This window comes from Bacillus timonensis, assembly GCF_004799755.1.
GTDB classification, from domain to species: domain Bacteria; phylum Bacillota; class Bacilli; order Bacillales; family Bacillaceae_L; genus Ferdinandcohnia; species Ferdinandcohnia timonensis_A.
In genome coordinates this window covers 19,918-44,333 of sequence record NZ_SLUB01000014.1, presented here as the reverse complement: position 1 = coordinate 44,333, position 24,416 = coordinate 19,918, and the positions used below count along the sequence as shown (strand labels likewise).

22 protein-coding genes and 1 pseudogene are annotated in these 24,416 nt (G+C 40.6%); 21 read left to right on the top strand and 2 right to left on the bottom strand.

Annotated features, from left to right (window positions below; translation table 11 throughout):
* Positions 1-7 precede the first annotated feature (7 nt).
* The 14 genes from E1I69_RS10110 to E1I69_RS10045 all read left to right on the top strand — a co-directional run bounded on the left by E1I69_RS10110 (position 8) and on the right by E1I69_RS10045 (position 14,913).
* On the top strand, positions 8-1,066 hold the full coding sequence (locus tag E1I69_RS10110) for an XdhC family protein (protein ID WP_136379488.1): 1,059 nt from the start codon (positions 8-10) through the stop codon (positions 1,064-1,066).
* Complete coding sequence (locus E1I69_RS10105; RefSeq protein ID WP_161974875.1) at positions 1,053-1,613, top strand: nucleotidyltransferase family protein; 561 nt, start codon at positions 1,053-1,055, stop codon at positions 1,611-1,613. The genes E1I69_RS10110 and E1I69_RS10105 overlap by 14 nt, the downstream gene beginning before the upstream one ends.
* 184 nt (positions 1,614-1,797) lie before the next feature.
* The gene (locus E1I69_RS10100) at positions 1,798-3,297 is read left to right on the top strand and encodes a nitrate/nitrite transporter (RefSeq protein ID WP_136379486.1); all 1,500 of its coding nucleotides are present in this window, start codon (positions 1,798-1,800) and stop codon (positions 3,295-3,297) included.
* Between the two features lie 656 nt (positions 3,298-3,953).
* Positions 3,954-4,379 carry a hemerythrin domain-containing protein gene (locus E1I69_RS10095; RefSeq protein ID WP_136379485.1) on the top strand — a complete coding sequence of 142 codons (426 nt, stop codon included), beginning with the start codon at positions 3,954-3,956 and terminating at the stop codon, positions 4,377-4,379.
* A gap of 33 nt (positions 4,380-4,412) precedes the next feature.
* Complete coding sequence (locus E1I69_RS10090; RefSeq protein WP_136379484.1) at positions 4,413-4,730, top strand: hypothetical protein; 318 nt, start codon at positions 4,413-4,415, stop codon at positions 4,728-4,730.
* A gap of 63 nt (positions 4,731-4,793) precedes the next feature.
* Positions 4,794-5,069 carry a hypothetical protein gene (locus tag E1I69_RS10085; protein WP_431731873.1) on the top strand — a complete coding sequence of 92 codons (276 nt, stop codon included), beginning with the start codon at positions 4,794-4,796 and terminating at the stop codon, positions 5,067-5,069.
* Positions 5,062-8,739, top strand: a complete 3,678-nt coding sequence (locus tag E1I69_RS10080; protein WP_207308530.1) for a nitrate reductase subunit alpha — start codon at positions 5,062-5,064, stop codon at positions 8,737-8,739. The genes E1I69_RS10085 and E1I69_RS10080 overlap by 8 nt, the downstream gene beginning before the upstream one ends.
* Positions 8,729-10,231, top strand: coding sequence for a nitrate reductase subunit beta (gene narH, locus E1I69_RS10075; RefSeq protein WP_136379482.1), 1,503 nt, complete (start codon positions 8,729-8,731; stop codon positions 10,229-10,231). The genes E1I69_RS10080 and narH overlap by 11 nt, the downstream gene beginning before the upstream one ends.
* Positions 10,228-10,830 (top strand): nitrate reductase molybdenum cofactor assembly chaperone, encoded by a 603-nt coding sequence (gene narJ, locus E1I69_RS10070; RefSeq protein ID WP_136379481.1) that lies wholly within the window; start codon positions 10,228-10,230, stop codon positions 10,828-10,830. Before narH ends, narJ begins: the two co-directional genes overlap by 4 nt.
* Before the next feature lie 197 nt (positions 10,831-11,027).
* The gene (gene narI, locus E1I69_RS10065; protein WP_136379480.1) at positions 11,028-11,729 is read left to right on the top strand and encodes a respiratory nitrate reductase subunit gamma; all 702 of its coding nucleotides are present in this window, start codon (positions 11,028-11,030) and stop codon (positions 11,727-11,729) included.
* Between the two features lie 256 nt (positions 11,730-11,985).
* Positions 11,986-12,693 (top strand): Crp/Fnr family transcriptional regulator, encoded by a 708-nt coding sequence (locus E1I69_RS10060; protein WP_136379479.1) that lies wholly within the window; start codon positions 11,986-11,988, stop codon positions 12,691-12,693.
* A 16-nt stretch (positions 12,694-12,709) separates the two neighbouring features.
* Positions 12,710-13,159, top strand: coding sequence for a flavodoxin (locus E1I69_RS10055; RefSeq protein WP_136379478.1), 450 nt, complete (start codon positions 12,710-12,712; stop codon positions 13,157-13,159).
* A 202-nt stretch (positions 13,160-13,361) separates the two neighbouring features.
* Positions 13,362-14,291, top strand: a complete 930-nt coding sequence (locus tag E1I69_RS10050; protein ID WP_136379477.1) for a ring-cleaving dioxygenase — start codon at positions 13,362-13,364, stop codon at positions 14,289-14,291.
* A 13-nt stretch (positions 14,292-14,304) separates the two neighbouring features.
* Complete coding sequence (locus tag E1I69_RS10045; RefSeq protein WP_136379476.1) at positions 14,305-14,913, top strand: flavin reductase family protein; 609 nt, start codon at positions 14,305-14,307, stop codon at positions 14,911-14,913.
* Position 14,914: 1 nt separating this feature from the next.
* Here E1I69_RS10045 and E1I69_RS10040 read toward each other — a convergent pair whose 3' ends face one another.
* Positions 14,915-15,790 carry a VanW family protein gene (locus E1I69_RS10040; protein ID WP_165439154.1) on the bottom strand — a complete coding sequence of 292 codons (876 nt, stop codon included), beginning with the start codon at positions 15,788-15,790 and terminating at the stop codon, positions 14,915-14,917.
* 444 nt (positions 15,791-16,234) lie between these two features.
* On the opposite strand from E1I69_RS10040, the gene qoxA reads away from it, so the two are divergent.
* The 4 genes from qoxA (at position 16,235) to qoxD (ending at position 20,917) form a co-directional block, all read left to right on the top strand.
* The gene (gene qoxA / locus E1I69_RS10035; RefSeq protein WP_136379475.1) at positions 16,235-17,140 is read left to right on the top strand and encodes a cytochrome aa3 quinol oxidase subunit II; all 906 of its coding nucleotides are present in this window, start codon (positions 16,235-16,237) and stop codon (positions 17,138-17,140) included.
* A gap of 951 nt (positions 17,141-18,091) precedes the next feature.
* Positions 18,092-20,041 carry a cytochrome aa3 quinol oxidase subunit I gene (gene qoxB / locus E1I69_RS10030; RefSeq protein ID WP_136379474.1) on the top strand — a complete coding sequence of 650 codons (1,950 nt, stop codon included), beginning with the start codon at positions 18,092-18,094 and terminating at the stop codon, positions 20,039-20,041.
* Entirely contained in the window at positions 20,038-20,634 is a 597-nt protein-coding gene (qoxC, locus tag E1I69_RS10025; protein WP_116353546.1) for a cytochrome aa3 quinol oxidase subunit III, read from the top strand. Before qoxB ends, qoxC begins: the two co-directional genes overlap by 4 nt.
* A gap of 1 nt (position 20,635) precedes the next feature.
* The gene (gene qoxD, locus E1I69_RS10020; RefSeq protein WP_136379473.1) at positions 20,636-20,917 is read left to right on the top strand and encodes a cytochrome aa3 quinol oxidase subunit IV; all 282 of its coding nucleotides are present in this window, start codon (positions 20,636-20,638) and stop codon (positions 20,915-20,917) included.
* A gap of 96 nt (positions 20,918-21,013) precedes the next feature.
* Here the strand turns inward: qoxD and E1I69_RS10015 are convergent, their stop codons facing one another.
* Positions 21,014-21,235: a hypothetical protein gene (locus E1I69_RS10015; protein WP_116353552.1), complete on the bottom strand. Its 222-nt coding sequence runs from the start codon at positions 21,233-21,235 to the stop codon at positions 21,014-21,016.
* A gap of 916 nt (positions 21,236-22,151) precedes the next feature.
* Here E1I69_RS10015 and E1I69_RS10010 point away from each other — a divergent pair.
* From E1I69_RS10010 to E1I69_RS10000, 3 genes and pseudogenes are all read left to right on the top strand, one after another.
* A pseudogene (locus E1I69_RS10010) lies at positions 22,152-22,796 on the top strand (DsbA family oxidoreductase); the annotation flags it as partial.
* Positions 22,797-22,926: 130 nt separating this feature from the next.
* Positions 22,927-23,661 carry a hypothetical protein gene (locus E1I69_RS10005; protein ID WP_161974874.1) on the top strand — a complete coding sequence of 245 codons (735 nt, stop codon included), beginning with the start codon at positions 22,927-22,929 and terminating at the stop codon, positions 23,659-23,661.
* Entirely contained in the window at positions 23,658-24,389 is a 732-nt protein-coding gene (locus E1I69_RS10000; RefSeq protein ID WP_136379470.1) for a hypothetical protein, read from the top strand. The genes E1I69_RS10005 and E1I69_RS10000 overlap by 4 nt, the downstream gene beginning before the upstream one ends.
* Positions 24,390-24,416 lie beyond the last annotated feature (27 nt).

Below are 24,416 nucleotides of genomic sequence, written 5' to 3'. Positions count from 1 at the left end.
ATAAACCATGATTGATATTTTTCAAGTGATGGAACAAGCAATAAGGAGTACTCAACCAAGTGTAATGGCGACAATTATTCATGTAGAGGGCTCTGCCTATCTAAAGGAAGGCACCTCTATGTTGTTTTTCGAGGATGGAAAAAAATGTGGTTCGATGAGCCCTGGCTGTATAGAAGAAGATTTGAGCTATAGAGTGAAAGAAGTATTCAAAGATGGAAAAAGCCAAACGATTGTTTACGATTCAACGGTAGAAGATGATCTCATGTGGGGACAAGAAATTGGCTGTGGTGGAGTAATCTATATTTTACTAGTAATGGTGGATGATAGCCTAAAAGAGAACTTAAAAAGAGTTCGTGATCAACTGAAAAGTGGGAAAAAGGTGTTGCATGTAATCAAATTTTCCTCAAATTTTACCGTTGAATTTTCAGGATACCGTACAGAAATAGGAGAATTGATTGGGGATAAAAGAATAGAAAGCTTAGAAAATAGCAATTGGCCCACTAAATCAGGATTGATAAATCTAGTATACTACCATACCTATATTCCAAGAAAACGACTGATCATCTTTGGTGCTGGACCCGATATAGAACCTCTAGTGGAATTAGCGGTCAAAATAGGGTTTTCTGTAATTGTTTGTGATTGGCGTGAATCACTCTGTAACCGTAATCACTTTCCACAAGCCCATGATTTTATAATTGGATTTCCAAATGAGGTTTTGCAGAAACTTACCTTCACTCATGAAGATTTTGTTGTCTTAATGACACACAATCTAAAAAGAGATAAAGAAATTGTATCGTACCTATTAAAAAAGCAACTTCGCTATGTTGGTATTTTAGGATCCAAGAATAGAATTAATTTATTGTTTGGTCAAACTAGCAAACCCCCATGGGTCTCAGCCCCCGTAGGCTTACCTATTGGTGGGCAGGGAGCGACTGAAATAGCCATAAGTATTTTGGCAGAAATGATTTTAGTAATGAGAGGTGAAAAAGTAGGGGAAGGTGCAATATATGAAAGTGGTGGGCATATACCTAGCAGCAGGAAAGAGCAGTCGAATGGGAAAGAATAAATTATTGCTCGAGTTTAAGGGGCTCCCTTTAGGTTCAATTGCACTAAAAAAAGCCATTGATTCTTCATTAGACGATGTTCTTGTTATCACCAACGAAAATGATCCATTGTCATGGGTGGATTCCACTATGTTTTCAAAACCATATAAGGAAAGATGGACGAAAATTGAGTCAAAAGAGAGCGGTAAGGGTCAGTCTTACTCCATAAAAACTGGTTTGAAAGAAGCCATAAAAATGAACGCAGATGCAGTGATTATTTTGCTCGCGGATCAACCATTCGTTACCTCCCAAATGATTGATATTCTAATAAATGCGTATAGATTTGAAAAATCAAAAGAAATTCTTGGGTACAGGAATGAGCAAGTCGTGTATCCTCCGATTCTATTTTCGAAAAAAATGTTTCCGAAACTCATGGAATTACACGGGGATACGGGGGCCAAAAAAATAATCGCCCATTTTGATAAAAAGATACTATATGATACTGAGATTGAAAAAGTAAGAGATGTCGATACACCCGAAGATTATGAAGCCATCAAGAAATTCGAATGACTAACTGGGTTAAGGTGTTATATATAGGTTTGATGTATGGCCCATATATAATGCCTTATTTTTTGCTGCCATCCATCGATAAGGACTTCCACTTGTTATCTGTAAAAAGTATGTTTGATTTTCTTGAAATTCCATAAACTAGGGAAAATGTAAAAATGGAATGTTTGGAGGAGGAGAACGAAGAATGAGGACGCAAAAGATGCAGCTGCCACTTCAAACGGCAAGTTTGGTTGTTGGGTTTATGGTGTGGGTGATTTTGTCATCCTTGATGTCGAGCATAAAGCAGGATATTCCATTAACGGATAACCAAACAGCAATAGTCACCGCTGTTCCAGTTATTTTAGGTTCTCTGCTCAGAATTCTATTAGGTTTTTGGACAAACCGATATGGGGCTAGATGGTTGTTTTTTATTGGTTTTATCATCCTGATCCTTCCGATTCTTTATATAAGTATGGCGGATTCTATGTTTGATTTAGTTCTTGGCGGACTGATCATCGGAGTGGGAGGAGCCTTGTTTTCGATTGGGGTTACCTCTTTACCGAAGTATTATCCGAAAGAGCGTCACGGGTTCGTGAACGGGATATACGGTGCAGGAAATATCGGGACAGCGATCACCTCTTTTGCTGCCCCTGTACTTGCAGTAAACATTGGGTGGCAAAGCACAGTTCGATTATTTCTCATCCCGGTTATTTTATTTGCACTCTTAAACTTTTTATTAGGTGACCGTAATGAACCTAAAGCCAATAAACCATTGAGTGAACAGATTAAAAGTGTGTATAAAAATGAAAAACTTTGGTTCCTCAGCTTATTTTATTTTGTCACATTTGGTTCATTTGTTGCGTTTACTGTCTATTTACCGAACTTTTTAGTTACTTATTTTGGCTTAACAACAGTTGACGCGGGCTTAAGGACGGCTGGATTTATCACTCTAGCAACCCTTATGAGACCAATTGGGGGATGGCTCGGTGATAAATTCAATCCTTATTTAATTTTGTTCATTGTATTTAATGTGATCACGTTTGCAGGAGTACTTCTGGCTTTCACACCAGATATTATTTTATACACAATCGGTTGCTTGCTTGTCTCCATTTTTGCGGGAATCGGAAATGGAACGATTTTTAAACTAGTACCATATTATTTTTCAAAGCAAGCGGGGATTGTCAACGGAATTGTGTCGGCCATGGGTGGTTTAGGCGGATTCTTCCCGCCCATCGTGCTTTCGATTGTGTTTGGGATGACAGGACATTACGCAATTGGCTTTATGTCGCTTGCCATGTTTGCGCTATTAAGCTCAGTGTTCGTTGTGTGGATGTTTTACACTGAAAAAATTCAGCTTGAAGCAAAGCTTATTGAGAATGTAGCCCAAGGGATGATGGTCACAAATCCAAAGGGAGTCATTCAAAAAGTCAATCAAGCATTTACAACGGTTACGGGATTTGAGCCCGAAGAAGCCATCGGAAAGACACCAAGCATTCTGCGTTCTGGAAAGCATGATGCGGAATTTTACGACCAAATGTGGAAATCAATTCATGTTCAAGGTTACTGGCAGGGCGAAATTTGGAATCGGCGAAAAAACAAAGAGCTCTATCGAGAATGGCTGACCATAAGTGAGGTGAAAAATGAAGCGGGTGAGGTCAAATACTACGTCGGCCTCTTCAACGACCTAACTGAAAATGAGACATGAATAAGAGATGGGGGAGACCCCAGCTCTTGTTTGTGCTTTGGAGAATATGGAAAACGGGTTATAGCGCAAAAATCGAAAATAACGCGCAATTCCACCGAGTTAATGCGCAATTATCGAAAATAACGCGCAATTCTACCAAGCTAATGCGCAATTATCAAAAATAACGCGCAATTCCCGGGGCACCGACGCAAAAATCCCGAAAAAGACGCAAATCCGTAGCCGCCGACGCAAAAACCCCGAAAAAGACGCAAATCCGTAGCCGCCGACGCAAAAATCTCAGACGAGGCGCAAATTCCGGATTTACGACGCATATAATCCAGAAGAGAGGCAAAAATCCAAAACCCGCAACACAAAATCCCAATAAATAAAACACATCCCGAAGCACCGACGCATATCTCCAAACCAAAACACATATCTCCAAACCAAAACACAAATCTCCAAACCAAAACACAAATCTCCAATCCAAAACACATATCTCCAATCCAAAACAGATATCCCCAAACCGAAACCACAATCCTACTCCAATTATTCAACTCCAACTAACTTTGTTTGCCCCCATTTATGACAATTTTCGACCAAATCTAAGCAAGAGAGTTTAACGAGACTTAAGATGGAAAGGATTAAGAAGAAAGTTCAAATTAGAAAGGATGAACATAATGGCAACAGGACCAAGTTTACGAAAAACAGATGCTCATTCAGCGATTCATGAGGCGGCTTTACATGAAGCAAAAGAGCTTCGAAATCTATTTCGAAAGTGTATTGAAGAAGGAGATAAAGAAAAAGCCCTTCAGGTTGCGGAGGTGGCAATCGATCATTGGGAATCTAGAACTCTAAAACATGCTGATTCAGAAGAAGAAGGTTTATATAAAGAAATGATCGAGAGTAATCCGAAGTTAGAAAAAATCGTGAATCAATTAACACGAGATCACGATTTAATGCGTCGAATCGTTGCAACGATGAAGAAAAGCTTAGAGACAGAAGAGGCTGATCATCGAATGATACCTCTCTTAGATAGCTTAATTATTATCGATGAAATCCATAATCATGATGAAATGAATAAATTACTAGCCAACAACGAATAATAAAGTGAAAAATTAGGAAATGGAGGAAAGGGGATGAAAATGGGTAAAAAAGATGTAATTGAGGAAAAATTGCTCAGATTTGCAGCACCAAACTTATACCAAAAGATGGTTGATGTCTTTTCTTCATATAACATTCATTCGTACGATATCCATGCAACTGTAGTAAAGCAAGAAAAAGGCTATGATCTGACATTACGATTCTCTCAATCCTTTTCGCAATCTGTCACAACCTTTGTCAGTTTTGAGCAGGCAAAAGATCCAGATGAAGAGTTTATTTCTTTTCTCAAAGAAACAGCTGAAAAATGCAAGAATCAGTTGATATCAGACTACTACAAGATGATTAAACTATAGTTCTTAACTAGTTTGAAAATTGGGGAAGCCAATATTTTAAAAGGAGTTGGTTTGTTGTTTTCGATGGAGAATGACGCAATGTTAATTGATGATCGGGAAGATTTGATTGCTGTTATCCGGATGAGATTTGGTGACATTCCAGGGAAAATGATTGAAGAAATCTATGAAATTCAAGATATGAGTACACTTCAGCGTCTTATCCTAGCGGCAGCAAATGCATCGAACTGGGAGGTATTTCTTGAAGAATTTCAAGCAGGTACACAAAGCTTCAGGTTAGTGGGTGAGGACTTTAACCCATTGGCAAAAATTATAAAGGGAAGGGATGGAGACATTGGCTAAGCAGAATAGTCTCTTCAACTCGCTAAAGCATTTAGTGCGTGGAGAGTGTATAAACGATGGGTGGACAGAAGAAAATCCACGCCCGCGTGACTGGGAATCAATCTACCGCCAGCGTTGGGCTCATGACAAGATCGTCCGTTCCACCCATGGGGTGAATTGTACAGGTTCATGTAGCTGGAAAATCCATGTCAAAGACGGGATCATTGCCTATGAAACTCAGCAAACAGACTATCCGACAACTGGTGACAATTTCCCAGACTACGAGCCTCGCGGATGTCCACGGGGTGCAAGCTTCTCGTGGTATACATATAGCCCAACACGGGTGAAATATCCATATGTACGAGGGGACCTCCTTGCTCTTTGGAAGGATGAAGTCGCAAAGTCAGATAATCCGGTACAAGCATGGGAAAATATCGTAACTAATCCTGAAAAGCGAAAGGCTTATGTTTCTGCGCGTGGTAAAGGTGGATTTGTTAGGGGTAACTGGAAGGACGTTTGCCAAATCATTGCAGCATCTAGCATCTATACCATCAAAAAATATGGACCAGACCGGGTCGTGGGGTTTAGCCCGATTCCAGCCATGTCAATGGTGAGCTATGCAGGTGGGGCAAGATTTTTATCCCTAATTGGCGGAACCATTCTAAGCTTCTATGATTGGTATGCAGATTTACCGCCAGCATCACCACAAGTCTGGGGTGACCAAACCGACGTTCCGGAAAGCGGTGATTGGTACAATACGAAATACTTCATTATATGGGGGACGAACATCCCACAAACGAGAACCCCTGATGCCCATTTTATGGTGGAAGCTCGTTATAACGGTACAAAAGTAGTCGGAGTTAGCCCAGACTACGCGGAATATGACAAGTTTGCAGACATTTGGCTTCCTGCAAAAGCGGGAACAGATGGTGCACTTGCGATGGCCATGACCCATGTTATTTTAAAAGAATTTTATGTGGATAAAGAAACGCCTTATTTTAGGGATTATGCTAAACAATACACAGATTTACCGTTCCTCATTACTCTAGGTAAAAAAGGAGAAAACTATCGATCCGACCGATTCCTGCGTGCTTCTGATTTTTCCGATCAACAAGAGCTTGGTGAATGGAAAACCGTAGTTTGGGATGAAAATACAAATCAAATTGCAATTCCAAATGGAAGCCAAGGCTTCAGATGGGATAGCAGCACAAAATGGAATCTTGATATGACAACGGAGGATGGTACGAGTATCAATCCGAAGTTAAGTTTTATTAAGGAATCCGATGAAGTTGTAATGGTAGAATTCCCTTATTTCGCCGAAAAAGAGGGCGGAAAAGTGGTGCGCGGTGTACCCATTAAACGAATGAAGGACCAATCCGGAAATGAACTAATTGTGACGACCGTTTATGACCTTATGCTTGCTCACACCGGTATTAACCGAGGAATTCAAGGTGACTATCCGACTGATTATAATGATGCTGCTAGACCCTACACTCCGGCGTGGCAAGAAAGCATTACGGGTGTAAAAAAGGAACACGTTATCCAGGTAGCACGTGAATTTGCAGAAAATGCAGCTCTAACCCAAGGTAAATCGATGATTGCGATGGGGGGAGGAACAAACCACTGGTTCCATAGTGACCAAATCTATCGCGCCATTTTAAATCTTGTTCTATTAACGGGTTCACAAGGTGTCAATGGTGGCGGTTGGGCTCACTATGTGGGTCAGGAAAAGGTTCGACCATTAGAGGGCTTTTCACAAATTGCCTTTGCGAATGACTGGGTGAAAGCACCGCGTTTAATGAATGGTACATCGTTTTTCTATTTTGCAACCGAACAGTTCCGTTATGAATATGATTTTGATGATAGGGAGACAGACTGGGGAAGCAAATATTCCAACATGCATCCGGCTGATTTTAATGCAATGTCGGCACGCCTTGGATGGTTACCGAGTTTCCCGACACTATCGCAAAATTCATTAGATGTCATGAAAGAAGCTCGTTCAAAAAATAGTGATGACCAGGCTGTGATCGATGACATTGCCAAACAACTCGTCGATGGGAAACTTGATTTTGCGATTGAAAATCCGAATGACCCACGGAATTTCCCGAGAGTCTTCTTTAATTGGCGCTCCAATTTATTAGGCGACAGTGGGAAAGGCCATGAGTATTTCGTCAAGCATTTAATTGGCTCAAAGGATACCGTTTTATCCGACCCTGAGCAATCGTGGCAACCAAAGGATGTTAAGATTTCAGAAGAGATACCTGAAGGAAAGACGGATCTCTTCATTAGTATGGATTTCCGGATGACTAGCTCTGGGCTGTTCTCTGATATTATCCTGCCTGCAGCAACTTGGTATGAAAAACAGGACATAAGTACAACCGATTTACACCCATTTGTCCATCCATTTAATGCAGCGATTAACCCACCTTGGGAAACAAGAAGTGACTGGGATGCATTTAGGGAAATTGCAAAAGCTTTTTCAGAGCTTGCGAAAGATCATTTACCGGCACAAGAGGATCTCGTCATTTCACCACTTGCCCATGACACAATCAATGAAATTGCTCAACCTTTCGGAAAAGTGAAGGATTGGCGTAAAGGTGAAGTGGAAGGAATTCCAGGAAAAACAATGCCAAACCTCAATTTCGTGAAACGTGATTATCCGAATGTGTATGACATGTGGATAACTGTTGGACCGAATATTAAAAATGGGTACGGTACGAAAGGGGTTAAAATCCCTGGTGATAAGGTCTATCCATCCTTATTGGACCGACTAGGGCCTTCAAAATCACAAGGGATTGGAAAAGGTCTTCCTTCCTTATATTCCGATGTGAAAGCCATTAATGCGATTCTTCTCATGTCAGGAGCCACAAATGGTAAGCGTGCGGTTGAAGGTTGGAAATCGATGGAGCAAAAGACAGGGAAGAAACTGGAGCATATTTCAGAGGCGCGTGAGGAAGAGGACTTTACATTAGATGCCTTGACCATTCAACCGAGACAAACCCTTTCAACACCAGTTTGGAGTGGGCTCGAAAGTGATGGTCGTCGTTATTCACCATTTACGGTTAACAAAGAGTACCATATTCCATGGCACACTCTTACAGGACGACAAAGCTTTTATTTAGACCACGAAGTAATGCTTGATTATGGAGAAGGTCTGCCGCTCTATCTCCCGCCAATTAACAAAGGTCCCTTTATTAAAGGTGAAAAAGAGGTCGAGAATCGTGGTAAGTCCATTACTCTTCGTTACATGACACCACACCAAAAATGGGGCATCCACACGATGTTCACAGATACCCGCAACATGGTTCAGCTTTTTAGAGGCTGGCAGGTGGTCTGGTTGAATGAAGAGGATGCTGCTGAAATCGGCATTAAGGACAACGATTGGATTGAGTTATATAACCGGAACGGCGCCGTTGTTGCAAGGGCAGTTCTAACATACAGAATGCCGCGCGGAGCGGTCTATATGCACCATGCCCAAGACCGCACAATGGGAGTTCCAGGTAATACAATTAATAAAAATCGTGGTGGAACACATAACAGCGTGACCAGAATTTATCCAAAGGCAACACATATGATTGGTGGTTATTCACAGTTAAGCTATGGCTTCAATTATTATGGACCAACAGGTAGCCAGAGAGATACGTTGACAATTGTTCGCCCATTAAAGGAGGTCGACTGGCTTGAGGATTAAGGCACAAGTGGCAATGGTGATGCACCTCGACAAGTGTATTGGCTGTCATACTTGTTCTGTCACATGTAAAAATGTATGGACCAATCGACCAGGTATGGAGTACGTCTGGTTCAATAACGTTGAAACCCGTCCAGGACCAGGGTACCCGAAAGAATGGGAAAACACGGATCGCTTTAAGGGTGGCTGGACATTACGAAATGGAAAGCTACACCTCCGAGCTGGTGGTCCAATTTCCAAATTGGCAAACATTTTTTACAATCCAAATATGGCAGAGCTTGATGATTTTTATGAGCCATGGACATATGATTTTGAACATCTTCATTGGGCTGAAAAAGGGGAAAACATCCCTGTGGCACGTCCAAAGTCAATGATTACTGGAAAATATATGGATAAGCCGGAATGGGGACCGAACTGGGACGATGACCTTGCAGGTGGTAGTGAAGTTGTCCCAATGGACCCTAATGTGCAAAAGCTTCAAGAGCATATTGCGATGGAGTATGAAAAAACATTCATGATGTATCTACCACGAATTTGTGAGCATTGCTTAAATCCATCCTGTGTTGCATCCTGTCCGTCAGGTGCACTTTACAAAAGGGATGAGGATGGAATTGTTCTGGTTGACCAGGATGCGTGCCGTGGCTGGCGTTTTTGCATGAATGGATGTCCATACCACAAGGTGTACTATAACTGGAACACGCATAAAGCGGAGAAATGTAATTTCTGTTATCCACGTACAGAAGCGGGTCTTCCAACCATTTGTTCCGAAACATGTGTAGGTCGAATCCGCTATATCGGGGTTGTTTTATATGATGCTGACCGTGTGAAGGAAGCAGCTTCTGTTGAAGACCCGAAGGACTTATATGAATCACAGCTCTCCGTCTTTTTAGACCCATTTGATCCAGAAGTGATTGAAAAAGCAGAACAGCAAGGAATTAATCAAAGTTGGATTAAGAGTGCGCAGGAGTCACCTGTGTATAAAATGGCGATGAAGTGGAAGATTGCATTGCCATTGCACCCTGAATATCGCACCATGCCAATGGTGTGGTATGTGCCTCCACTTAGTCCAATCATGAACCATATCACGAACGAGCAGTCTTTAAGTGCAGATGGCTATATTCCAGCTGTTGATGACATGAGAATCCCGATGGAGTATTTGGCCTCCATTTTATCGGCAGATGATACGAATGTTATTCGCCGTGTCCTCCTTAAAATGGCCGCGATGCGTGTTCACATGCGGGCAAAAACAGTTGGAGGAATTGATGGTGAGTCAATGAACAAGCTTATAAAGGAAGCAAAAACGACACCAGAAGAGCTTGAAGAGATGCAGCGCTTATTAGGAGTTGCTAAATACAATGAGCGCTTTGTGATTCCGACCGCTCGCCGAGAAATGGATGAAGACCTCCATTATAAGCAAGGCGCATGTAGTATTGAGGATTTAGCCCCTCCAGAAGGAATGGTGACATATCCATTTGAAAGAAGTGGAAATCAATGACCAATGAAGCAAAAGCGATATTAATGATCATGTCCCGTATTCTTGATTATCCGGATCGAACCCTTTTAGAAGGGTACCCGGATTTCGAGGATTATGTGAATGAAGAAGTGGGTTCTGTAAAAATGGGAAATGAAATCTTAGAAAGAATTGCGCCTCTCTTTAAGATGCCATTACTTGAATTACAGGAACACTATGTAGAGACCTTCGATTATAAGGATAAAACAGGATTATATTTAACTGCCCATGAGTTAGGGGATAGCCGAAAACGAGGAGCAGCTTTAATTAAGCTACAAAAATTAATCGTCGAAGGTGGATTTGAATATCACGGTAAGGAAATTGTGGATTATATCCCGATGCTGTTTGAACTTTTAGCACATGCACCAGAGGGAGAAAACTTTGAACGGTTATACCGCCGCTTAGCCTTCGCCGTTGATCGAATTCATAAGAATCTTTTGGATTCGAATCCATACCACAAGATTATCGACCTATTAATGATGTTTGTCTTTGAAGCACCAGAAGCCGAAGAAATTACATTGTTAGAAAATCAGCGTGAGAAGGCAGATTTAGAAGAATTACCATATCCGATGTTTTATCAATGATGTTCATAACTCTGTGGATAATGTGGACAATGTGGATAAAAAGAATGCTTTTATGTGGATAACGTGGATATTGTGGAAAAAGAAAATGGGTGATCTTTCAACACTATCCACAAAAGGATCCACAGGTTGTGGAAAACAAACGTTCTTATGTGGATAAGTTTACTCTTTGCTTCATGAATTCGAAAGGAGGTCATTGAATGGAATTACATTTCTGGTGGACAGCATATCCTTATTTATGCGCAGCAATCCTTGTTGTAGGGTCATTTTATCGGTTTGTGTTCCGAGGCAAAAGCTGGACGGCACCATCTACAGAAATCTTTGAGAAAAAGTGGCTGCGCTACGCATCTGTGATTTTTCACTATGGGATTATTTTCGCCTTTATTGGTCATGTAATGGGGATGCTGATTCCTCTTGAGTTTTACAATGCAATCGGAATCGACGACCATACATATCATCTATTTGCCATAGCCGGAGGAGGCGTTGCCGGGCTTATGGTAGTGCTTGGATTAGTTCTATTTTTGATTCGAAAATTTGTCATTGAGCGCGTTCATGTACATACGTCAGCAGGCAGTTATTTTACAATCATTCTGCTGCTTATTATTGCGGGTTTGGGGACGTACATGACATTGGTGTATAACACAACCGTTGCGGCATATGAGTATCGAGTTTCAATTGGGCCGTGGTTCCGTAGCTTATTCACATTAAATCCACAGCCTGAATTAATGCTCAATGTTCCCACTCTGTTTAAAATTCACGTCATCTTGTCGTTCTTGTTATTTGCATCGATTCCATTTACAAAGCTCGTTCATATGTTCAGCTTTCCATTGCGATACCCAGCGAGAGCACCACAGCAATACCGTTCGCGTGATGGCTATTCGAAAAATACGCGTCAAAACTAAGGGGAGGGCCAACCTCCTCTTCTTATTTTTCCTCAAAATCTTAATTATTCCCCAATTTTGACCCACGTCAAAGTTTCTCTTTCTAGTTACACGTACAATAAAGTTGTAAACAAATTGGAGCAAAACTGTTTGAGGAAGCAATGGTGACAACTTTAGGAATCATAGGTGTTTTAACAAGGTAGTTTCTCCTAGTATCTGGTATGTTTAAAGAAGGAAACAGTAGGTGTACTGAACGATAACTAAAGGAGAGAGATTAATGACCTGTCATTCTTGTAATCACAATGATCAAATGAAAAAATCATGTATTTCGAGAGTACCGATTTTCAACCATTTGACTGGAAACGAAATGGCTGAAATTTCACAAGTTGCAAGAAGCAAACATTTCAAGAAAGGTGAGCTTTTATTCCATTCAGATGGACTCTCCGAACAACTTTTTATTGTCCACAATGGCCTGGTAAAAATGTACCGAATTACGGAAAACGGAAAAGAACAAATTATCCGATTTGTTGAAGAAGGTGATTTCATTGGTGAGCTATCCCTTTTTTCAAAAACAATTACGACAAGCTTTGCAGAGGCAATGGAAGATACGGAGGTTTGCACCATCCAGCAACGGGACATTCATCAATTACTCCTACGTTATCCAACCATTTCATTAAAAATCTTAGAGGAGTTTACGAGTCGTCTCCATGAAACGGAAACACTCATTGAAAAACTAAATTCGCAGGATGTGGAAAAGCGTGTGGCAGGCTACTTAGTCGAGCTTATTGAAGGGCAGGAAGAAGCAACGATGACGATTGAACTGCCGATTCGCAAAGGAGACCTCGCATCCTATCTCGGAACCTCACAGGAGACTCTCAGTCGAAGGCTTTCAGCATTTCAAAACCAAGGCTTAATAGAGTTAAAAGGACAAAGAAAAATCATCATCAAACAACTAGAAGAGCTAAAGAAGAAAGTGAACAACTAAAGAAAAGGTGAGAACGTTGACCAATGCCATTCTCGTATATGCAAGCATGTCAGGTAATACAGAATTAATGGCAACTTATATTGCAGAAGGTGTGCAGGAAAAAGGGATCCAATTGGACGTAAAAGAATGCTTTGAAATAGACCCTGAAGAAATGGTTAAGTATGATGGGATCATTATTGGCAGCTATACGTGGGGAGAGGGAGAGCTCCCTGATGAATTACTAGACTTTTATGAAGAAATGGATCATCTTGATTTTCATTTTAAAAAGAGTGCAGTGTTTGGTTCGGGAAGTACTCTATACTCGAATTATGGCGGTGCTGTCGATCTACTTATGGAAAAGCTAAAAGAGCGGGGAGCTGACGTTATCGCAGATCCATTAAAAGTCGAACTCACTCCAAACGAAAAAGATGAACGGATATGTAAAGAATTCGGCAGGCAATTTGCTGAAAAACTAATCGCTTCGTAAACCAAATAAAAGATACTGGCCTTCTGGACAAACCGGAAGGCTTTTAATATGGGTTTAACCGATATAAAATTGACAATCTCAAAAAAATGATTTATTATTATCTCGAATTCAAGATAACTTAATTAAAGATAATTTCTAGAATGAATATTCCGACCTACTTGTTGGAAACTAAATGAACGAATGATAAAAGGAGACTGATACTATGAAAACAGCAGGCATACATCATATTACTGCCATCGTTGGACATCCCCAAGAGAATGTCGATTTCTATGCTGGTGTTTTAGGACTGCGTCTAGTGAAAAAAACAGTCAATTTTGATGACCCAGGTACGTATCACTTTTATTTTGGAGATGACGTCGGCAATCCAGGAAGCATTATTACCTTTTTCCCATGGGCAGATGCGTATCAAGGAAAAATAGGCGATGGCCAAGTGGGAGTGACAACCTACGTAGTTCCAAAGGGAGCACTTCCTTTTTGGGAATCAAGGTTAACCAAGTTTAATCTCACGTATAAAAAAACAGAGCGTTTCGGAGAACAGTATCTCCAATTTAATGATGTCCACGGTCTGCACCTTGAACTGGTAGAACGAGAAGAAGGAGCAAACAGTAAGTGGGAATTTGGAGATGTGACCTCTAATGTTGCAATAAAGGGCTTTGGTGGTGCAGTTTTATTTTCCTCACAGCCCGAACAAACAGAAAAACTTCTATCAGTAATGGGACTAGAGCGCATTGGTGAGGAAGGAGATTTTCTTCGTTTTAAAGCTGAAGGTGACATTGGGAATGTGATTGATGTCAAACGAACGCCTGGTGAAAAAGGTAAAATGGGTGTTGGAACCGTCCATCACATTGCATGGCGTGCGAAGGATGATGAGGAGCAATTGCAGTGGCAACAATACATTGCCGATCATGGATATGGAGTGACACAAGTGCGCGACCGAAATTATTTTAATGCCATTTATTTTAGAGAGCATGGTGAAATTTTATTTGAAATTGCGACAGATCCTCCGGGATTTGGAATCGATGAGGAATATGAGAAAATGGGTTCAGAACTGAAACTGCCGCCACAATATGAACCACATCGTCAGAAAATAGAAAATGTCCTGTTACCATTTGAAGTAAGAAATCTGGATTAAAAGGAGATTAAAAATGATTTCAATTGATCCAAGTATGAGTTCAGAAAGGGATAATTATAAACTGTTAATTGGCAGCATTATCCCTAGACCCATTGCCTTTGTAACATCGTTATCGAAGACAGGTACGCTAAACGGTGCGCCTTTTAGTTATTTTAATATAGTATCTTCCAATCCACCCCTCATTTCCTTATCGATTCAACGGAAAGAGGGAGTGATGAAGGATACAGCTCGAAATAGTATTGAAGGAAAAGAGTTTGTCGTTCATATCGTGGATGAGAGTAATGTGGAAAAAATCAATCTGACGGCAGCGAGTCTTTCGCCAGATGAAAGTGAAATTGAGCTGGCCCAACTTACTCCGGTCGAAAGTACCACTATTAGTGTACCGGGGATAAAGGAAGCCAAAATCCGAATGGAATGTGTGTTAGAGCAGGCAATCGAATTAGGAGGTAAGGAACAGCCTGGTTGTGATTTACTCATCGGAAAAGTGGTCCAGTTTCATGTCGATGAGGAACTGTATAGCAACGGCCGAATTGACCAAGTAAAACTAGGAGCAGTAAGCCGTTTGGCAGGCAATTACTATGCGAAAATAGGAAATATTTTTGAAATCGAGAGACCAAAGTAGTTTATGAGTGGTCTCTCTTTTCCTTTTTCGGTTTAATCTTTCGTGGCGTATAATTGATGTCCTCCGATGAATATATAGAAACGATAATCGTTCCGCCATTAACCCTTGCTCGTATTAAAATCGGTTGATTGTATGTATTTTTAAAAAGAAAATCAGGTCCGTACCAACTCACCGTTGCATCGCGTCCTGGTGGTACATAGCCAACACGTTTGCTGTGGGAATAGCGCTTAACGATCTCAACCCCGGCAAGGTCGACGGCATTGAAAAGGGTCGAGGAGGTTTGACAAATCCCACCACCGATTCCTTCAATTAATTCACCTCTAATGATTTCTGGCGCAGGCTGATACCCTCGTGCAGCAGTTCGCTTGCCAACAACCTTATTAAAAGAGAAGGTTTCATTTTGAAATAGCACATAACTATCAATGGCCGCGGCGGAAAGAGCAATATTTGTGGCACGTTCTTTATTAGAAGAATTAAAATGCGTGACATATTGTCCGATTTTTTTTACCCGAATGGTTGATAAAAGTTCACTATCTACACGTGGATAAATTCGTTCAATCGGAACCTCAATAAAATCCTTTTTTCCAAAAAAACTAGAGTAAAACAACTTTGTGAATTTATCCTTATTTAATTTCACGCCTACATGTTCCTTGACGATATCTCCTGATTTACCAATCTTTGCGTCCTTCGGTTCCTCGTAGACTTGCTCATCTAAATAAGTTAGAAAATCTGTGAATTTTTTGGTGTCCAATGTAGGAACACCGAGCAATGGAAGAGAATATTCAGCACGATTCACGGTCGCAATCGGATTTCCTTTATAGGTTATGTATACATGATCCTGAGGTTGGAATTGCTGAACAGAAAAGAAAAGCATCATAGTCCACAATAATTTCAGTGTCCCCACCACCCTTACGAACATCATTTTTTATAGTATGGTTGGATATTTGAAATTCCATTAATAATAGGGAAATTTTTTTTCGTTTGAGATTGTAACAAAATGTTCAAATTCGGAAAAACACCTGTGATAAGCATCACATCAAGGTTTGGAGCACTTATGTTAAAGGGATTTTTGTTTTCCAAAAACTTCCTTCTTGATTCTGTAACAACTTTTCAAAGTTTTGATGTTATCATCATTTACACAGTGGAAAAAATCTAAAGAAATTATTTTAGAAAAATAAACTTTTTAGCTGCAGTTTTTTAATATATTACGAAAAAAACAAGTAGCTAAAAAAATTTTGACAACTTTGTGAAGTTGTACACAAATTCTGTATAACATTCATAGTTGTGAAGTAAGAGCATCCATTCGGAAAGGAGTACTTTTATGAAAATCAAATGGTTTTTCTTATTAATGGTTATTACTATTGCCACAGTGCTAACAGGCTGTGAACCATTAGCAGTCCTTGATCCAAAGGGTCCACAAGCTGAGAGGCAAGCCCAAGATATCCTACTCTCAATTGGAATCATGGCTGTAGTAGTCATAGTTGTTTTCGCATTGCTAATTTATATGCTTGTTAAATATCGAGCTTCAAAAATGCCAGAGGATTACGAACCGCCACATATTGAAGGGAATCCTTGGGTTGAAGCCATTTGTATCGGTATTCCAATTTTAATCGTTGGTTATCTTTCAGTTGTTTCTGTACAAAGTAACTACATTGTCGAGTCTGCACCAAAAGGTTACGAAGACCAAGAACCATTGGTGATTTATGCATCATCCTCAAACTGGAAATGGCATTTCAGCTACCCGGAAGAGGAGATTGAAACAGTCAATTACTTATATGTTCCAACAGACCGACCACTTGAATTCAGACTTTATTCTTACGGACCCATTACAAGCTTCTGGATCCCACAGCTTGGCGGACAAAAGTACGCCATGGCCGACATGATTACGACATTGCATCTAGCTGCAGATGAGCAGGGTGAATTAATGGGACGTAACGCAAACTTCAGTGGTAAAGGATTTGCAGAAAACACATTTAGTGTAAAGGCTGTTCCTGAAAAAGACTTTGAAGATTGGGTAGACGAGGTTAAAGAAACAGCAAAGCCTCTTACAGAAGAAAAATTTGATGAGTTGTTAGAACCTGGGCATCTTGGTCAAATGACGTTTACCGGAACTCACCTAGAATTTGCGCCACCACCAGAACATGATCATGGCTCAGCAGATTCTGAAGAAGGTCACGAGGAAGGTCATGACGAGCACGAAACTCAATCAGAGCATGATGGGCATTAATATTTAGGATTGCTGCTCCTCACGGACAAACGTTACAGAGTAAGACATTGAATTGTCTCTGAGACCGTTTCTCGAGGACAAAACAAACAGTGTAAAGCAGGAAAATGTCTCTGATACCACGTATCAAGGACAAAACAGACCGTTTGAAGCAGGAAAATGTCTCTGATACAGTGTCTCGAGGACAAAAGTAGAGGTTGAGATCTTCGAAATGTCTCTGAGACCGTTTCTCGAGGACAAAACAAACAGTGTAAAGCAGGAAAATGTCTCTGATACCACGTATCAAGGACAAAACAAATGGTGTGATGCCGGAAAATGTCTCTGACACAGTGTCTCGAGGACAAAAGTTGTGGTTGAGATCTTCGAAATGTCTCTGATACCGTTTCTCGAGGACAAAACAAACAGTGTATAGCAAGAAAATGTCTCCGATACCACGTATCAAGGACAAAACAGACCGTTTGAAGCAGGAAAATGTCTCTGACACAGTGTCTCGAGGACAAAAGTAGAGGTTGAGATCTTCGAAATGTCTCTGACACCGTTTCTCGAGGACAAAACAAACGGTGTGATGCCGGAAAATGTCTCTGATACCACGTATCAAGGACAAAACAGACCGTTTGAAGCAGGAAAATGTCTCTGATACAGTGTCTCGAGGACAAAAGTAGAGGTTGAGATCTTCGAAATGTCTCTGACACCGTTTCTCGAGGACAAAACAAACAGTGTATAGCAGGAAAATGTCCCCGATACCACGTATCAAGGACAAAACAAACAGTGTAAAGCAGGAAAATGTCTTCGACAGAGCTTCTCACAGACAAATCACGAGGTTAAAAATAAATATGGTCCTTAATACTATGTCTCGAAGATAAAAACGAACTATTCATAATGAATGTTTTTGAACATTTCAAACCAATAAATCTTGATCGCCGAATTCACTTCACTTGAAAGGAGTAACAACGGATGGAATTCTTTGAACGTTTTGCCATACCACATCCTAGTCCCGCCATCTATGCTGCGATGGTCGCAATTGGACTTACCGTAATCGGAATTGTCGCCGGTTTATCCTATTTTAAAAAATGGGGCTATCTCTGGCGCGAATGGTTAACAACCGTTGACCATAAACGAATTGGAATTATGTATTTAATTTCCGCCTTACTCATGCTTTTCCGTGGTGGGGTAGATGCTGTTATGTTACGTGCGCAGCTAGCAACACCGGAAGCCAAGCTGTTAGACGCACAGCACTATAATGAAATTTTTACAACGCATGGTGTAATCATGATCATGTTCATGGCGATGCCGTTTATCATGGGATTCATGAACTATGTTGTACCATTACAAATTGGAGCCCGTGATGTGGCATTCCCGCGACTAAACGCAATCAGCTTCTGGCTCTTCTTTATGGGGGCAATGCTATTTAACATTTCTTTCGTAATTGGGGGGTCACCTGATGCAGGTTGGACTTCATACTTCCCACTTGCAGGAAATGATTTTAGTGAATCAGTGGGTACGAACTATTATATGATTGCCTTGCAGATATCGGGTCTTGGTACCTTAATGACAGGTATTAATATGATAACGACCATTTTAAAAATGAGAGCACCTGGCATGACATTGATGAAAATGCCAATGTTCACTTGGTCAACTCTTATTGCGAACTTAATTATCGTAACAGTATTCCCAGTTTTAACAGTTGCATTAGCGATGGGAACAATGGACCGACTTTTCGGTACACATTTCTTTGCTAGCACGAACGGTGGAATGGATATGCTATGGGCCAACCTATTCTGGGTTTGGGGACATCCTGAGGTTTATATCTTGATCCTACCAGCGTTTGGTATTTACAGTGAGATCATTTCAACCTTCTCAGGAAGAAACCTATATGGCTATAAATCAATGGTTGGTTCTATGGTCATCATCTCAGTACTTTCATGTCTAGTTTGGGCGCATCACTTCTTTACAATGGGGCAGGGGGCTGCATCAAACAGCTTCTTCTCAATTACAACGATGATGATTGCTGTTCCAACAGGTGTGAAAATCTTTAACTGGTTGTTTACATTATGGAAAGGTAAAATCCGTTTTACCGTTCCCATGCTTTACTCCATTGGATTTATTCCGTTATTCACAATTGGTGGGGTAACTGGGGTTATGCTTGCGATGTCAGCAGCCGATTACCAGTACCACAACACGATGTTCCTTGTAGCACACTTCCATAACACGATTATTCCAGGTGTTGTGTTTGCGATGCTTGCAGCACTCACGTATTACTGGCCAAAAATGTTTGGATTTATGCTTAATGAACGAATCGGAAAATGGACGTTCTGGTCACTTGCAATCGGATTTGTATTAGCATTCTTCCCGATGTACATCACTGGATTAGACGGTCAGGCTCGTCGTATGTACACATACTCTGAGTCAACTGGTTTTGGTCCATTGAATATGATTTCGTTCATCGGTGCGGGTATTATGGCAATCGGATTTGTTCTGATTGTATATAACGTGTATTACAGTATCCGTTACTCACCAAGAAATATTGGTAGTGATCCATGGGATGCACGTACTTTAGAGTGGGCAACACATACTCCAGTTCCTGAGTATAACTTTGCATTAACACCAAGCGTGAACTCTAGTGAACCCTTCTGGGATGACAAAAAGAAAAAGCACAAGTTATTCCCAGGTGAAATTGAAAAAATTCATATGCCAAACAATAGTGGACTTCCGTTCATCATGTGTAGCATTTTCTTTGTATGGGGCTTCTCATTCGTATTTGCGATTTGGCCACTGTTGATTGCTTCAACAATTGGAATCTTTGTTTGTATGGCATACCGTTCATTTGAAAAGGACCCTGGACATTACATTCCAGTTGAAAAAATAAAAGAAACAGAAGAAAAACTTGGAGGTGCTAAACTATGAAACTAGGACACTCGCAACCTCTTGAATATAGTACGCACCAAAACGAATTAAATATTTTTGGCTTCTGGGTTTTCCTTGGTGCTGAAATTATGCTTTTCGCAACATTGTTTACATCGTATTTTACATTAGAGAACCGCATCGGAAGCGGTCCGTCAGGCGCAGAGATTTTTGAAATCACACCTGTTTTAATCGAAACCTTATTACTTTTAACGAGTAGTTTTACAATCGGTCTTGCAGTTCATGCAATGCGCATTGGCAGAGTGAAGGCAATGATGGGCTTCTTTGCGGTCACATTACTTCTAGGCTTAACCTTCCTAGGTGTTGAAATTTACGAGTTTGTACACTATGTCCATGTTGGCGCAGGTCTTCAAACAAGCGCATTTACTGCGATGTTGTTAACAACTTTAGGAACACACGGACTTCACGTAACATTTGGATTATTTTGGGGAGTGATGATCCTTCTCCAAATCAGAAAAAGAGGGTTAACTGCAGAAACTGCTGGTAAATCATTCATCTTTTCATTGTATTGGCACTTCTTAGATGTAGTCTGGATTTTCATCTTCAGCTTCATCTATTTGAAAGGAATGATGTAATATGAAAGAACTTTTTCCAGCGAAACAAATAAATGGCTTTGTCTTTTCATTGCTACTTACAGTTATTGCTCTTTCCGTGTACTTCCTTGACCTATCCTTTACGGTAGGTATAACAATATTAATCGTTACAGCATTTGTGCAAGCATTGGTACAACTCGTTGTATTCATGCATGCGGGTGAAACAAAAGATCGTTGGGCTATTTACGCAAATGTGTATTTCATGATTTTTATCGCCATCGTTACAATTTTCGGTACACTATTCCTATTGGTTTGGGATATGTAATAGATCGAGGGTGTCCTTTACGGGCACTCTTTTTTTGTGCAAACAAAAGCCTAGCCGATTATGAACGGCTAGGTCTATAGTTAATGAATGAATGATTTAGTCTTGTTTTGTCCCCTGTGCCTTCAGTAACATTTCTTCAGATGCGATTAAAAATAGCCCCATTAAAAAGACAAAAATGGCTCCCATAACTGTTCCGATTCCAATCGGCGTTAATACGCTGGAACCGCTTCCGAAAAATCCTAGACAAAAAATAATGATACCGGCAATAAGCACTGTTCCCCCAAAATACTTAACAGCCTCAAGCATAGTAGTTTTCATTTTTCCTCATCCTCCTACTATAAATTATTCACTTTGTTCACAAAATTGTCAAATACTTTTCACTAAATGTTCAAAAGTTGTATTTTTGCCGGGGTATGTGGGTGGTTAAGAGTTCTTGAGATACATGCACGGAATCATTTTAATCAAGTTTGTGCCGCATAGGTGGTTTAACGGGTACAAGCTGAAGCTTGATATTATCCAAGCATGTTACGCAAGGGTGGTCTAGTGGTACAAGCTGAAGCAAAAATTCCCCAAGCATGTGCCGCAACGTGGGTCTAGCGGTACAAGCTGTAGCAAATGTTCCCCGAGCATGTGCCGCAAAAGTGGTCTAGCGGTACATGCTGTAGCAAATGTTCCCCGAGCATGTGCCGCAACGTGGGTCTAGCGATACAAGCTGTAGCAAATGTTCCCCGAGCATGTTACGCAAGGGTGGTCTAGTGGTACAAGCTGAAGCGAATGTTCCCCGAGCATGTGCCGCAAGAATGGTCTAGCGGTACATGCTGTACCAAAAATCCCCCAAGGATGTGCCACAAGAAAGGTCTAGCGGTACAAGCTGTAGCAAATGTTCCCCGAGCACGTGCCGCAACGTGGGTCTAGCGGTACAAGCTGTAGCAAATGTTCCCCGAGCACGTGCCGCAACGTGGGTCTAGCGGTACAAGCTGTAGAAAATGTTCCCCGAGCAAGTGCCGCAAAAGTGGTCTAGCGGTACAAGCTGTAACAAAAATCCCCCAGGCATGTCTCCCAACAATGACCTTGCACTACACGCTCAACCCCAATCAACCCAACCATGTACCATTACGGCATTCTTATGTATGTTGGCTTTCAAAAGTGGGAAATTTATACCGAAGTCGTCCAATGAGCTTTTACAAAATGTATATGTTACCATAGTGAAAAATAACCTAAATGAGGTGTCAAAATGAAAATTGAGGTATGGTCGGATTTTGTATGTCCATTCTGTTATGTAGGAAAGCGTCGCTTAGAACAAGCGCTTGAACAATTTCCACATCGCGAACAAGTTGAAGTAGAATTCAAAAGCTTTGAATTAGATCCAAACGCAAAGCCATATTCAGGACAAAGCATCCATGAATTGCTTGCTTCAAAATACGGAACTAGCGTTGAACAGGCAAAGCAAATGAACGAAAATGTTGGGGAGCAAGCGGCTGGTGTCGGGCTAAACTATAATTTTGATACAATGAAACACACTAATACATTTGATGCTCATCGCCTTGCAAAATTTGCGGCAACTGAAGGGAAAGAAAAAGAAATGACTGAGATTCTCCTTCACTCTTATTTCGAAGAAGGAAAACTCATTAGTGACCATGAGGTACTAGCTGATCTTGCAGAGTCTGTAGGTTTAGATCGCCAAGCTACACTTGACGTGTTAAAGGACGAGAAGAAATTTGCGAATGATGTACGCATTGACGAATCGCTTGCGCAACAAATTGGTGTTACCGGTGTTCCGTTTTTCGTTATTAATCAAAAATACGCGATCTCCGGTGCTCAGCCAACTTCCACCTTCCTTGGTGCCCTCCAGCAAGTATGGACAGAAGAAAATTCTGCAGAGTAAGGAAATAGAAGTTGTATATCAAATCAAGCAAGTGCAGAGCCTATACGGTTTTGCACTTTTTATGTGCTTAAAAAAAGGAATCAGGCACGTCAATACGAATATATAGTAAGGTAAAGAAAAAGGGGTGATTCTTATTACATTTCGGTTTGATTTTGATGTAAGCCTTCTATCCATGATGACGTTACTTATTGGGTGGGGTACGATTATTTTTTTTACATATAGAATTTATAAAAAACAAGAAGAGAATCCAAAACTATGGAAGATCATTCTTGTTTTGTTTATTGGACTTTTTACATTTTCTTTTAATATGAACCTATTTGAAACGTTTATGAAGATACCACTTTTACCGTTAGGTGCATGGATTCTTTATTTTATCCTGAGATCAAAAGAGGGGCGTTGGGAGAGGTATCGCCACTATGCGTGGCTTGGTTTTCTTACAAACTTTCTCTTTGTCATATTGACCTTGGCTTCGGTGGGCCTACAGCATGTGATATATCCTCCAAGCAATATAGAAACCTATATTTCCAATGTGGAAAGTGCGGAAATTATCAATACCCACCCAGCTGCAAAGGATGTTGCATTGCAAAAAGGTGTATTAATGAAACAACTGTCTACCATGAAACAAACGGAATTTTTTAGTGATCAGTGGTATGAGGAAACATATATGTATGGAGAACCAAATACAAGAAAAGAACGATTTCCATACCAAGTGATTGGAGTACAAGGAAGATGGGGAAGCAATATACCTACAGCGATTTTTATTGAAGAAGATGGAAAAGGTCTATTAATATCAACTCCTAAAAAACAATATTATTTTCGCTCCGATGTCGTCTTTTTAAAAGGGGTGAAAAATAAATGAAGCGAAAAATGATAATAGGACTAATAGGTTTAATTGTTCTACTGTTCTTGATTTATTATTTTTACTTGGCTAAGCCTACTACCTTCACTAAAACTGATACTTTTAAACGGTATTCTGAAGTAAATGAGGTCCTGGATGTTATTGAGATAGATGAACGGCGTGTTTTTGTACCGATTGTTACAAATGAAAACGAATATGGTATGAGTCTTTGGCTGTGGAAAAATCATAAATGGAATAAGGAAATGGATAGTACCGTAGGCGGTCCTAGGGTTATCAAGTTAAAGAGTACGGATCCGAGTTCCTATAAGGTATTTTGGAATATTCACCCGAGTGATCAAATAAGTTATGGAGAATTTTATCTGCTACGGGATCGCAATTATCATATTACAGAAGGAATTGATAATTATTACCCAGGGCTTCAAATGAAGACCATCCTAGATTTTGAAGAAAAACCGTACGGGATAATGGATTTTCCGAAAGAATGGCAGAGCGTGATAGAGGCTTCAATCAAAGTGGAAGAAGCGAAACAACCAGATACCATTTTTCAAAACATGTTTCCTGTCATTCAGGACGTGTATTTCGGCTGGATTCCGTATAACAAAGAAAATACAAGGCAAGACTCCCGTGCTACCATGGTTGGTGGGGCTTCATGGAGCGGCAGTGTGGATTTGCAGCATGTGGGAGAAATCGAAGAAGAAGAGCTCGAGTATTTTAAAATGGAAGAATAAATCCTACTTGATTGCTCTTTTTGGAGC